Source organism: Streptomyces sp. NPDC127190, assembly GCF_042672505.1.
Taxonomy (GTDB): Bacteria; Actinomycetota; Actinomycetes; order Streptomycetales; family Streptomycetaceae; genus Streptomyces.
The window spans coordinates 111,853-123,484 of sequence record NZ_JBHXVE010000024.1 but is presented as its reverse complement, the minus strand read 5'-3'; the positions used below and the strand labels follow the sequence as shown (position 1 = coordinate 123,484).

The 11,632-nt window shown below is 71.8% G+C and carries 11 protein-coding genes; 2 read left to right on the top strand and 9 right to left on the bottom strand.

The window, feature by feature from the left end; genetic code table 11:
* Positions 1-772: 772 nt before the first annotated feature.
* Both ACFVIU_RS30060 and panD read right to left on the bottom strand, forming a co-directional pair.
* On the bottom strand, positions 773-1,117 hold the full coding sequence (locus tag ACFVIU_RS30060) for a GNAT family N-acetyltransferase (RefSeq protein WP_385846342.1): 345 nt from the start codon (positions 1,115-1,117) through the stop codon (positions 773-775).
* 34 nt (positions 1,118-1,151) lie between these two features.
* Entirely contained in the window at positions 1,152-1,571 is a 420-nt protein-coding gene (gene panD, locus ACFVIU_RS30055) for an aspartate 1-decarboxylase (protein ID WP_385846341.1), read from the bottom strand.
* 758 nt (positions 1,572-2,329) lie between these two features.
* Here panD and ACFVIU_RS30050 point away from each other — a divergent pair.
* On the top strand, positions 2,330-3,145 hold the full coding sequence (locus ACFVIU_RS30050; RefSeq protein WP_385846340.1) for a class I SAM-dependent methyltransferase: 816 nt from the start codon (positions 2,330-2,332) through the stop codon (positions 3,143-3,145).
* A complete protein-coding gene (locus ACFVIU_RS30045) occupies positions 3,142-4,449 on the top strand; it encodes a salicylate synthase (RefSeq protein ID WP_385846339.1) in 1,308 nt (435 codons plus the stop codon). The genes ACFVIU_RS30050 and ACFVIU_RS30045 overlap by 4 nt, the downstream gene beginning before the upstream one ends.
* A 402-nt stretch (positions 4,450-4,851) precedes the next feature.
* Here ACFVIU_RS30045 and ACFVIU_RS30040 read toward each other — a convergent pair whose 3' ends face one another.
* The 7 genes from ACFVIU_RS30040 to ACFVIU_RS30010 are packed head-to-tail and all read right to left on the bottom strand — an operon-like array spanning position 4,852 to position 11,629.
* Positions 4,852-5,097: a hypothetical protein gene (locus tag ACFVIU_RS30040; RefSeq protein WP_385846337.1), complete on the bottom strand. Its 246-nt coding sequence runs from the start codon at positions 5,095-5,097 to the stop codon at positions 4,852-4,854.
* 18 nt (positions 5,098-5,115) lie between these two features.
* Positions 5,116-6,930: an FAD-dependent oxidoreductase gene (locus tag ACFVIU_RS30035; RefSeq protein ID WP_385846336.1), complete on the bottom strand. Its 1,815-nt coding sequence runs from the start codon at positions 6,928-6,930 to the stop codon at positions 5,116-5,118.
* Positions 6,930-7,193: a UBP-type zinc finger domain-containing protein gene (locus ACFVIU_RS30030; protein WP_385846335.1), complete on the bottom strand. Its 264-nt coding sequence runs from the start codon at positions 7,191-7,193 to the stop codon at positions 6,930-6,932. The genes ACFVIU_RS30035 and ACFVIU_RS30030 overlap by 1 nt, the downstream gene beginning before the upstream one ends.
* Before the next feature lie 5 nt (positions 7,194-7,198).
* Positions 7,199-7,645, bottom strand: coding sequence for a thioredoxin (trxA, locus tag ACFVIU_RS30025; protein WP_385846334.1), 447 nt, complete (start codon positions 7,643-7,645; stop codon positions 7,199-7,201).
* Complete coding sequence (clpB, locus tag ACFVIU_RS30020; RefSeq protein WP_385846332.1) at positions 7,642-10,281, bottom strand: ATP-dependent chaperone ClpB; 2,640 nt, start codon at positions 10,279-10,281, stop codon at positions 7,642-7,644. The genes trxA and clpB overlap by 4 nt, the downstream gene beginning before the upstream one ends.
* The gene (locus ACFVIU_RS30015; protein WP_385846331.1) at positions 10,272-10,679 is read right to left on the bottom strand and encodes a chaperone modulator CbpM; all 408 of its coding nucleotides are present in this window, start codon (positions 10,677-10,679) and stop codon (positions 10,272-10,274) included. Before ACFVIU_RS30015 ends, clpB begins: the two co-directional genes overlap by 10 nt.
* The gene (locus tag ACFVIU_RS30010; protein WP_385846329.1) at positions 10,676-11,629 is read right to left on the bottom strand and encodes a DnaJ C-terminal domain-containing protein; all 954 of its coding nucleotides are present in this window, start codon (positions 11,627-11,629) and stop codon (positions 10,676-10,678) included. Before ACFVIU_RS30010 ends, ACFVIU_RS30015 begins: the two co-directional genes overlap by 4 nt.
* Positions 11,630-11,632 lie beyond the last annotated feature (3 nt).

Sequence of the window (11,632 nt, the reverse complement as noted above, 5' to 3'; positions counted from 1 at the left end):
GGACCACGGGCGGGAACACCGGGCAGAGGCCAGAGGCCGGGGGCGGGCCCAGGGCCACAGGCAGGCCGAGGCCAAGACTCCGCGAGCACAGGCCGAGAGGCCAAGGACCACGGGCGGGAACACCGGGCAGAGGCCAGGAGCCGGGGGCCGAGCCGTCGACCACAGGCAGGCCGAGGCCAAGGGCCGCGAGCACAGGCCGAGAGGCCAAGGACCACGGGCGGGAACACCGGGCAGAGGCCAGAGGCCGGGGGCGGGCCCAGGGCCACAGGCAGGCCGAGGCCAAGACTCCGCGAGCACAGGCCGGGAGGCCAAGGACGACGGGGCGGGAACACCGGGCAGAGGCCAGAGGCCGGGGCCGGGGCCAGGGCCACGGGCCGGAGACCAGGGGCCCGGTGGACCGAGGAGCACGTGCACAACGCGCGACCCAGGGGCTGGGCCGAGGGCCACGGGCCGAGGCCAATGATCGGAGCCAGGGCCAGAGACCCGGGGGCCGGGGCAAGGAGCGGCCGAGAACCTCGGGCCAGCGACCAGGGCTAGTGGTCCGGGGCCGCGGGCCGGGGGTCAAGGAGCCGGGACCCGGGGAGGGTGGCCCGAGGGCAGGGATCGCCAGCCGGAGCCAGGGGCACGGGCCGAGGAGCCTGGGCCGGAGGCCGAGGGCGGTGAGCCAAGAGCCGGGGCCAGGGTCGTACACGAGTCGGAGGCCGGAGCGGCGAGCCAACGGCCAGGGGGAGGGGAGCCCGGGTCGGCTTGGGGGGCTTCCCCCGGTTGGCGGTCAGAATCGGTCGGGGTGGGCCCGCAGCCAGTCCTTCGCGGCTTCGCGGAGGGCAGGGTCGGCCGGCGGGGCGGTCTCGGGGTGGCGTTCGGCCCACTTGGCGACGTACGGGCACAGCGGCACCACCGGGACGCCCTCACGCTCGGCGAGGGCGTACAGCTCGCGGGCGAGTGAACCGGCGATGCCCTGCCCCTCGTGCGCGGGCTCGACGATCGTGTGCACCGGGACCAGGGCGCGCGCGGGCGACTCCAGGACGAAGTACTCGACACGGCCGACGACGTCACCGTCGCCGACGGCCTCCAGGCGGCCCGCCGCCCGGTCGTCGCGGATCTCGATCTCGCTCATCGGCACGCACGCTCCTGGTCCTGGGGGCTCCGCGTCAGCCGCGTACGGCCTGCGGGCTGCGCTGCTGCTCGGTGCCGGGCACCGGCTCGGACGGGTCGGCGCCGAGGGACACGATCCGGTTGCCGCCGTCCACGTGCACGACCTGCGGCTTCAGCTCCCGCGCCTCGGCGTCGGTGACCTGAGCGTAGCTGATGATGATCACCAGGTCTCCCGGATGCACGAGATGGGCCGCGGCCCCGTTGATCCCGATGACACCGGACCCGCGCTCGCCCTCGATGACGTACGTCTCCAGCCGGGCGCCGTTGGTGATGTCGACGATGTGCACGAGTTCCCCGGGCAGCAGGTCGGCAGCGTCGAGGAGGTCGGCGTCGATGGTCACGGATCCCACGTAGTGCAGGTCGGCCTGGGTGACGGTGGCACGGTGGATCTTGGACTTGAACATGGTACGCAACATCGGGGCACTCCCACAAATAGGCTCCCTGCCTGCGTTTTTGCAGGTCAAGGGCTGTTTTCACACCCTACAACGAGTCGTACGTTCGGGCAGCTCTCCCCAGGCTTTCCAGGACTCATGCTGACCACTTGCCGACTTTTGCGACGTCCCGCCAGGTGATTGGGGGAAGACTTCGCCCGCTCTCCCGTCCCCCGGCGACGACGACCCAAGCCTACGCAGCACCCCCTCAAGGGCATCCGTGACGGCCGTCACTCGGGCGGCCCGGAGAGCGGTCAGAGGCGGCGGCGCCCGACTGGGAGCCGGCGGGCTTCAGCCACGGTGTCGACTGGGGACGGACCGCGCCGCGCCACCCCACCCGCAGCCACCCCGGCGACCTCGCCCTGGACGACCTCGCCACCCGCCGACACCACTGAACAGGACCAGGGCCCGGACCGGAACCGGTCCAGGGCCCCGGGGCCGGGCGGTGCGGCGTTCCTCCGGGGCGCGGCGGTAGCAAAAGTAAACGCGATTCCCTTTTGTTCGCTGCCAGTTCGACCGGACGCCAGCGAGTCAGGGAAAGGGCGGAAATTCATTGACAGACTGTCACATGTGCTGGAGCCTGAGCGCGGGAGCAGCGGATGCCACCGACATCCGTACCGGGAATGCGGTCCGGTCCGGCCTGTTCCGATCGGATTCCGCTGCCCCGATGATTCCCCGTGCTGACGCCGCGCACCGGGAATTCCTGCACAACCAATTTCCTTGGTCATCATCGGAGGCCGGCCATGGGCCGCTATCTCTTCGACAGCGCGGACGCGCAGACCGCCGGCCGGTTCGCGGCCCTCGAATCCTGTTTCGACGCGGCCTCCCGGCGCCAGTTGGAACTGACCGGGATCGCCCCGGGCTGGAGATGCCTGGAAGTCGGCGGCGGCAGCTCCTCGCTGGGTGACTGGCTGGGCGAGCAGGTCGGACCGCACGGCGAGGTGACGGTCACCGAACTCGAACCGCGCTGGGCCGCCACCCGGCCACGCCCCGCGCAGGTGCGCCTGCTGCGACACGACATCGTCTCCGACCCCCTGCCCGGCGAGGACTACGACCTCGTGCACGCGCGCCTGGTGCTCCTGCACCTCCCGCAGCGGCTCGACGTGCTGGACCGGCTGGCCGCGGCCCTGCGCCCGGGCGGCTGGCTGGTGCTGGAGGAGTTCGACTGCAGCTGGACGCCCGTGCTGGACGCGCCCGACGAGACGTCCGTGGCCCTGTTCGAGAAGGTCCACACCGCCCTGATGGACCTCCTCGCCGAAGCGGGCGCCGACCCCCGCTGGGGCAGTCGCGTCCTGGGGGCCATGGCCCGGGCCGGCCTGCGGGAACTTGCGGCCACCACCTACGCGCAGGCCTGGCCCGGCGGCAGCGAGGGCATCTCGCTGCACCGCCACAACACCGCGCAGGTCGCCGACCGCCTGGCCGCCCGCGGGATCGCCCCGGGCGAACTGGCCGCGTTCCACGGCCTGCTGAGCGACCCGGCGTTCGTCGTGAACTCCTACCCTCTGATCAGCGCACGCGGCCGCCGCCCGGGTCCGAACGACGAGGACCTCCCACGATGACCCGCCACCGCTACCTGGAAGCCCGCCTCCCCCTGGCCGAGGACCCGCTCCTGCTGATGACGCGGCTGGCCCGCAGCCGCCTGTTTCACCCGTACGTGGTGTACGAGAACCAGTGCCACTGGTCCTTCGCCGGCGGCGCCCTGGCCACTGTCCGGCTGACGGGACGTCAGGCCCGGCAGCTGAAACGGGTCGGGGAACTCCTGGACCGCGCGCCCGTGGCCGACTGGCGGGCCTACGGATGGGCGGCATTCGAACTCGGCGCGGTCCTGGCCGGAACCGCCCCGGCGGGTCCCGAACCCCTGCTGCACCTGATCGTGCCCCGCACCGAGGCACGGACCGACGGCCGGGAGATCCTGCTCCGCAGCACCGACCGGGCCGGGCTGGACGAATTGATCGGCCTGGTCGATGCCCACGGTGCTGCGGCCCCGCCGGAACCGTCCGCACGCCTCGACCTCCCGGTGGAGGACACCGGCAACTACCGGGCCGCCGTGGCCGCCGCCCTGACGGAACTGCACGGCCAGGGCCCGTTGAAGAAAGTCATCCTCTCCCGCCGCCTCCCCGTGCCCGCCCCCGTCGACCTCTTCGCCACCTACGTCGCCGGACGCCGGGCCAACACCCCGGCACGCTCCTTCCTGCTCGACCTCGGCGGCATCCGCGCCGCCGGCTTCAGCCCCGAGACGGTCGCCGAGGTCACCCCCGACGGCCGCGTCACCACCCGCCCCCTGGCCGGCACCCGGGCCAGGACCGGCACCGGCCCCGACGACGCCCGGCTGCGCGCCGAACTCCTCGCCGATCCCAAGGAGATCCACGAACACGCGATCTCCGTCAGACTCGCCCTCGACGACCTCTCCACCGTCTGCGACAAGACCCAGGTCGACGACTTCATGACGGTCCTGCCCCGCGGCACGGTCCAACACCTCGCCTCCACCGCCACCGGCCGACTGCGCCCCGGCCACGGCCCCTGGGACGCCTTCGCAGCGCTCTTCCCCGCCGTCACCGCCACCGGCATCCCCAAAGCCTCCGCCTACCCCCTGATCCGCGCCCTCGAAGGCCACCCCCGCGGCCTGTACGCCGGCGCGGTCCTCACCCACGACGCCGACGGCACCCTCGACGCCGCCCTCGTCCTGCGCACCGTCTTCCAACAGGACGGCCGCTGCTGGCTCCAGGCCGGCGCGGGCATCGTCGACCAGTCCCGCCCCGAACGCGAACACGAGGAGACCTGCGAGAAACTCCGCAGCGTCGCCCACCACCTCGTCCCCCACAACCCCGCCGCAGACAGCACCATGGATCAACCGGCCCGTTGACCGCGCGGCGGAGACCCGCCGTCGGCGCACAGACGCGTTCAGCGCGGCGGGCCCAGAACCCGACAGCGCGATGGACACAGTACGGCGCCGGCCGAGCGGACTTCCCACAGGTCCCGCACCCGGCCGCGACCTTGCCGACCAGCACCTCCAGCGGCACCCCTCGACGATCGTGGCGGCCCGGTCCGGGTTCGCCCAGGATAGGCAGGCATTGTCACTGCGGGCCCGGTCGGGACCTCGCCAGGCGGGTCCTTGTCGCGTGCGCCGCACTGCGCACCCGCACCCTGCGCCCGGCACCGGACCGGCCCTCAGCAGTGGTCGCTCCGCTGCGGATCGCCGCCGTCGACCTCCACCGCACCGGCGGCGACCTCCCGCTCGCCCCCGACGGCAGCCGACTCCTGCGCATCACCACAGACGCCCACATGCCAGATCTTGGACTTCAGAGAAGCGGGCGAAGAGTTGGGGCTGGAGCGCGTCGCCGTCCTCGGACTCCGACACGTCCGCGTGAGGCGTCCACGCGACCGCCGGTGCCGCGCCCACCGTCGACTCCAGCAGGCCGCTCACCTGGTTGAGCAGTTCGTCGAACTCGGCCAGAGGATTGCGAGGGGGTGGGCGCCCAGAGGGCCATGCCTCCTTATTGCTTCTCGTCATCCCATCGTCCGCCGTTCGTCATGCGAGCCATGCGGACTCCTTGTGACGTAGGCGTGGGGAGACGTCCGAGTGGCCCGCGACAGCCGGCGTGCCCGTGGTGCCGGGTACGGCCGAGTGCCCCAGGTGCCGGTGCACGAAGTGGATGGCCATCGCGCCCTCACCGGCCGCGGAGGCCACCCGCTTCACCGAGCCGCTACGGACGTCCCCTACCGCGAAGACCCCGGGCAGGCTGGCCTCCAGGGTCATGCACGAGCGCCCGCGGCCGTGCCACACCTCGGGGGAGGCGCAGGCTTCCTGGGCCTCCGGCCCGGTGAGGACGAAACCGCGGGAGTCGAGGGCGACGATGCCGGCGAGCCACTCGGTGTGAGGTTCGGCGCCGGTGAAGACGAACAGGCTCCGCACCGCGAGCCGGCGGTGCCCGCCCGTGCGGTTGTCGACCACGTCGATCTCCTCCAGCACGTCCTGGCCGATGACCTCGGTGACCTCGGTGTGCAGCATGACCTCCACCCGCGGATGGTGCTCGACCTGGTCGACCAGGTACCGGGACATGTTGGCCTCCAGGCCGGCTCCTCGGACCAGCAGGTGCACCTTCGGCGCGTACCCGGCGAGGAACAGCACCGCCTGGCCCGCCGAGTTGCCTCCGCCGACGACGGCCACCGGGTCGGTGCGGCACTGCTGGGCCTCGTAGACGGTCGCCGAGTAGTGCACGCTCGTTCCCTCCAGGCGTTCGATGCCGGGCACCTGGAGCCGGCGGTAGCGGGCACCCATGGCCAGGACGACGGCGCGGGCGGCGATCTCGCTGCCGTCGGCGAACGCCACGACACAGTGGTCGTCGTCCTTGGGATGGAGACCGCTCGCCTCCAGTGGAAGGCTGATCCCGGCGCCGAATTTCTCGGCCTGGAGCACCGCGCGTTCGGTGAGTTCGGCGCCGGAGATGCCGGAGGGGAAGCCGAGCAGATTCTCGATGCGGGAGGAGGTGCCGGCCTGGCCTCCGGCGGCCATCGCCTCCACCACCGTGGTGCGCAGCCCCTCGGAGGCGGCGTACACGGCGGCAGCGAGGCCGGCGGGTCCGGAGCCCACGATGAGGACGTCGCCGTGACGGTTTCCGGCGGGTAGTGACGGCAGCCCGATGAGCCGGGCCAGTTCCGCGTTGCTGGGGTTGCGCAACAGGGTGGTGTCCCGCCAGATGACGAGTGGTGTCTCCGCCGGGCCGACGCCGAAGCGGCGCAGCAGCTCCTCGGCCTCCTCGTCGGTCTCCAGGTCGATCCAGCGGTGCGGCAGCCGGTTGCGTACGGCGAACTCGCGCAGCCGTCTGGTGTCGGGCGAGTAGCGCGAGCCGATGATGCGGAAGCCGGCGCCCTGTCCGACGAGCAGCGCACGACGGCACAGACAGGCGCGCAGCACGACGTCCCCGATGGTGGAGTCCTGGGACACCAGGTGGCGCAACCGGTCCAAGGAGACGACGAGGACCTCGCCGGGCTCCCTGGCGACAGCGGTGTAGAAGGCCACTTGTCCGTACAGCAGGCCGAGTTCGCCGATGAAGCGACCGGGGCCGTGCACGCGCAGCACGTGCTCCTCGGGAGTGCCGTGGTCCTCGACGACGGCGACGGTACCGCTGAGGACGACGAAGAACGTCTCGCAGCGCTCGCCCTCCCGGATCAGCACGTCGTTCGGAGCCATGGTCCGGCGTTGCCCGTGCTCCGCCAGACGTGCTGTCTGGTCCTCCGTGAGGCGCGGGTACGCGCCGTAGATGTCCGGGGTCTCCCAGAAGGCGGCCGCGTCCGCCTTCTCCGGCACCGGCTCTTCGCCCGGCAGCGGCTGGTCGCCGGACATCAGACGAACGCCTCGTGAACGTAGCACCAGCGCCATTCCTCGCCGGGCTGGAAGGACTGCACGATCGGATGGGCGTCGGCAGCTGCGTGCCTGCGCGCGTGCTTGTTCGGCGAGGAGTCGCAGCAGCCGACGTGCCCGCAGGTCAGGCAGAGCCTCAGGTGGACCCACGGGGAGCCGAGCGCCAGACACTCCTGACACCCTTCCGGGGTCAGCGGCTGGACCGGCCGGACGAGCGCGAGGTGGGGGTCTGCGTGCAGGGTCATCCGGATCACCCTTTCCGGGCGGTGATCGACTGCTCCACCCACTGGCGCAGAGCGGGGGCGGGCGCCGCCCCCGCCTGCCGGGCGACCGTCTCGCCCCGGTCGAGGATCAGCAGTGTCGGTACGGCCTGGACCTCGAAACGCCGCGACAGTCGCGGGTTCTTGTCGACGTCGACCTTGACGAGTTTGATGCGGCCGGCGAGATCGGTGGCGACCTTCTCCAGTGCGGGGCTGACCATGCGGCAGGGGCCGCACCAGGTGGCCCACAGGTCGACCACGACGGGGACGTCGGCTCGCTCGGCGACCTCGGTGAAGTCGTCGTCGCCCGCGTCCACCATCCACGGCAGAGGCTGCTTGCAGTAGCCACACCTGGGGCGGCCCACCGCGGCCACGGGCACCCGGTTGGTGCGCCCGCAGTGGGGACAACTGACGGTCGTCGCCTGCATCGTGCTCATGCCGCCCGCGCTCCCTTCACGTCCTCGGGCTGGTCGTAGGTGACCACCAGCTCTCCGTGTTCGGCGTCGACGCGGACCGTCGCGCCGTCCTGGACGTCACCGCGCAGCAGGGCGCGCCCGACCATCGTCTCGACCTCGTGGGAGATGTAGCGGCGCAGCGGCCGGGCGCCGTACACCGGGTCGTAGCCCTGGTGGGCGATCAACTCCCGGGCAGCTGCGGTGAGTTCGACGGTGATGCGGCGTTCGGCGAGTCGGCGGCGCAGCTCGTCGAACTGCAGCTCCACGATCCGCTCGATCTGCCGCTCGCCGAGCGGCTTGAACAGCACGATGTCGTCGACGCGGTTGAGGAACTCCGGGCGGAAGTGCCCGCGCAGCTCGCCCATCACCAGGGCGCGGGCGTCCGGCTTGATCTCGCCCTCGGCGGTGGCGCCGTCGAGGAGGTGCTCGGAGCCGATGTTCGACGTCATGATGATCACGGTGTTGCGGAAGTCGACGGTGCGGCCCTGGGAGTCGGTGATGCGGCCGTCGTCGAGGACCTGCAACAGGGTGTTGAAGACATCGGTGTGCGCCTTCTCGATCTCGTCGAACAGCACGACCGAGTACGGCTTGCGGCGTACGGCCTCGGTGAGCTGGCCGCCTTCCTCGTAGCCGACGTATCCGGGGGGTGCGCCCATGAGCCGGCTGACGGTGTGCCGCTCCTGGTACTCACTCATGTCGAGGCGGACCATGTTCTCCTCGGAGTCGAACAGGGCCGCGGCGAGGGTCTTGGCCAGCTCGGTCTTCCCGACGCCGGTGGGGCCGAGGAAGATGAACGAGCCGATGGGGCGGCGCGGGTCGCGGATGCCGGAGCGGGCGCGGATGATGGCGTCGGCGACGAGTTCGACGGCCTCGTCCTGGCCGATGACGCGCTCGCGCAGGATCTCGTCGAGGCGCAGCAGCTTCTCGCGTTCGCCCTCCTGGAGACGGGCGACGGGGATGCCGGTCCAGGCGGCGACGATCTCGGCGATCTCCTCCTCGGTGACGACCTCGCGCAGCAGCCGGTTCTTCCCTTGTTTGGTGGCCAGTTGCTCCTCCTCGGCCTTCAGCCGGCGCTCCAGGTCCTGGAGGCGGCCGTAGCGGAGTTCGGCGGCGCGGTTGAGGTCGTAGGCGCGTTCGGCCTCCTCCGCCTCGTGGCGGACCTGCTCCAGTTCCTGGCGTAGTTCCTGCACGCGGCGGATGGCCTGCCGTTCGGCCTCCCACTGGGCGTGTTTGGCGTCTGCCTCGCCGCGCAGGTCGGCCAGTTCCTTGCGCAGTTCCTCCAGACGAGTTCTGCTGGCGGCGTCGGTCTCCTTGGACAGGGCCGCCTCCTCGATCTCCAGGCGGGTGACGCGGCGGGTGATCTCGTCGAGTTCGGCGGGCATCGAGTCGATCTCGGTACGCAGCCGGGCGCACGCCTCGTCGACGAGGTCGATGGCCTTGTCGGGCAGGAACCGGTCGGTGATGTAGCGGTGGCTGAGGGTGGCCGCGGAGACCAGTGCGGTGTCCTGGATCTTCACGCCGTGGAAGACCTCGAGGCGTTCGCGCAGTCCGCGCAGGATGGAGATGGTGTCCTCCACGCTCGGCTCGTCGACCAGGACCTGCTGGAAGCGGCGTTCGAGGGCGGCGTCCTTCTCGATGTGCTTGCGGTACTCGTCGAGGGTGGTGGCGCCGATCATGTGGAGTTCACCGCGGGCGAGCATCGGCTTGAGCATGTTGCCCGCGTCCATGGCCCCTTCGGCGGCGCCCGCGCCGACGACGGTGTGGAGTTCGTCGACGAAGAGCAGGATGCGTCCCTGGGCGGCCTTCACCTCGGACAGCACGGCCTTGAGGCGTTCCTCGAACTCGCCGCGGTACTTGGCGCCGGCGACCAGGGATCCCATGTCGAGAGCGAACACCGTCTTGTCGCGCAGGCCCTCGGGGACGTCGCCGCGGACGATGCGCTGGGCCAGGCCCTCGACGATGGCGGTCTTGCCGACACCGGGATCGCCGATGAGGACGGGGTTGTTCTTGGTCTTGCGGCTGAGGATCTGGGTGACGCGGCGGATCTCCGCATCACGGCCGATGACCGGGTCCAGCCGCCCGGACCGGGCCTCGAGGACGAGATCGCGGCCGTACTTCTCCAGAGCCTCGTAGGCCACTTCGGGGTTGGCGGAGGTGACGCGCTGGTTGCCGCGCACCTGGGTGAGCGCGCTCAGGAACGAGTCCCGGGTCACGCCGTGCTCCTTGAGCAGGCGTCCGGCGGCGGTCGCCGAGCCCTCCTCGGCCAGGGCGAGCAGGAGGTGCTCCACGGACACGTACTCGTCCTTGAGGCGTTTGGCCTCCCGCTCGGCGGCGTCGAGCAGGCGGGACAGGCGCTGGGTGACGAAGACCTGGCCGGGTGCCGCGCCGGGACCGGTGACCTTCGGGCGGCGGGAGAGTTCCTCGCGCAGGGCCGCGCGCAGCTCCTTCGGCCCGGTGCCGGCCTGTTGCAGCAACCGTGGGATCAGACCGTCCTCCTGATCGAGAAGCGCGAGCAGCAGGTGTTCCCCGTCGACCTCGGTGTGCCCCATGCCGACGGCCGCGCTCTGGGCCTCCTGGAGGGCTTCCTGCGACTTCTGGGTGAGACGGTTCATGTCCATGGGGGTGTTTCACTCCTCGTGCCGCGGCCGCGCAGGGCGGCTTCGAGCAGGCTGATGCGGTCGAGCAGGTCGAGCACCAGGCCGATGGATGCGTAGTTGAGGCAGAGTCCGGTGCGCAGCCGCTGGATACGGGCGAGCACCGCCGGGGCCGTGGGATCGAACACCAGTCGCCCCGCGGAGTCGCGCTCGGCGTCGACCAGGCCGAGGGCGACGAACCGGCGGATCAGCTCGGGGTGGAGGCCCGAGCGAAGGGCCACGGCGGCCAGGGAGAGCCTGGGGACGGGCACGAGCGCGTACCGGACAGCCGTCGAGGCCGTGATGTCGGCGCCCCTTCGTACCTGACGGGCTCCCACGTCGGCCCGGCCGATGCCTCCCGCTCCCGCGGGTCGGTCGTTCATCGCGTCCTCCTGGGGTCGAACGAGGAAGTGGCGGCGAGCTCCTCGAACAGCTCGCGCTCCCGGTCGCCGAGGGCGGGAGGCACCATGACGCGAAGTTCGGCGTACAGGTCGCCGTTCGCGCCCCGCGGATTCGGCATGCCCTCGCCGCGCAGCCGCAGCCGCCGGCCGCTGGACGAGCCCGCGGGCACCGTGACCTTCGCCGTGCCGCCGCCGGGCGTGGGCACCGGCACGGTCGCGCCCAGGGCCGCCTCCCAGGGGGCGACCGGGACCTGGACGTGCACGTCACGGCCGTCCAGCCGGAACCGGGGGTGGGGCTGGATGCGCACCCGCAGGTACAGGTCGCCCGCGGCCGCGGCACCACTGCCCTGGCCTCCCTCACCCGCCAGCCGGATGCGCTGCCCGTCGGTGACGCCCGGCGGCACGTCGACCTCGTACCGCCGCGGCTGCCCGGTGGGGCCGGCCAGTGTGACGGTGCGACGGCCGCCTCGGTACGCCTCCTCGACGGTGAGCGGCAGTTCGGCCTCCTGGTCCGCTCCGGGGACGCCGCCTCGGGCGGCGCCGGCTCCGAACATGGAGCCGAGCAGGTCCTCGATGTCGATGCCCTCCGCGCCGAAGTCGCCACCGAGGCCGGTGGTGTAGCGGACGCGAGGGCCGCCCGCGCCTGTGGTCCTGCGAGCGCGGAAGCCGCCGCCCGCTCCGGCAGCGACCCGTTCGTCGAAGTCCTCGGGGATCCTGCGGAAGTCCTCGCCGAAGCGGTCGTAGCGGGCCCGGGTCTTGGGGTCGGACAGGACGCTGTACGCCTCGTTGAGGTCCTTGAAGCGTTCCTCCGCGCCAGGGTCCTTGTTGACGTCGGGGTGGTACTTGCGGGCGAGCTTGCGATATGCCTGCTGGATCTCGTCCTGGCTCGCGGTCCGCGACACGCCCAGCACCTCGTAGTGGTCCCGTGCCATCGC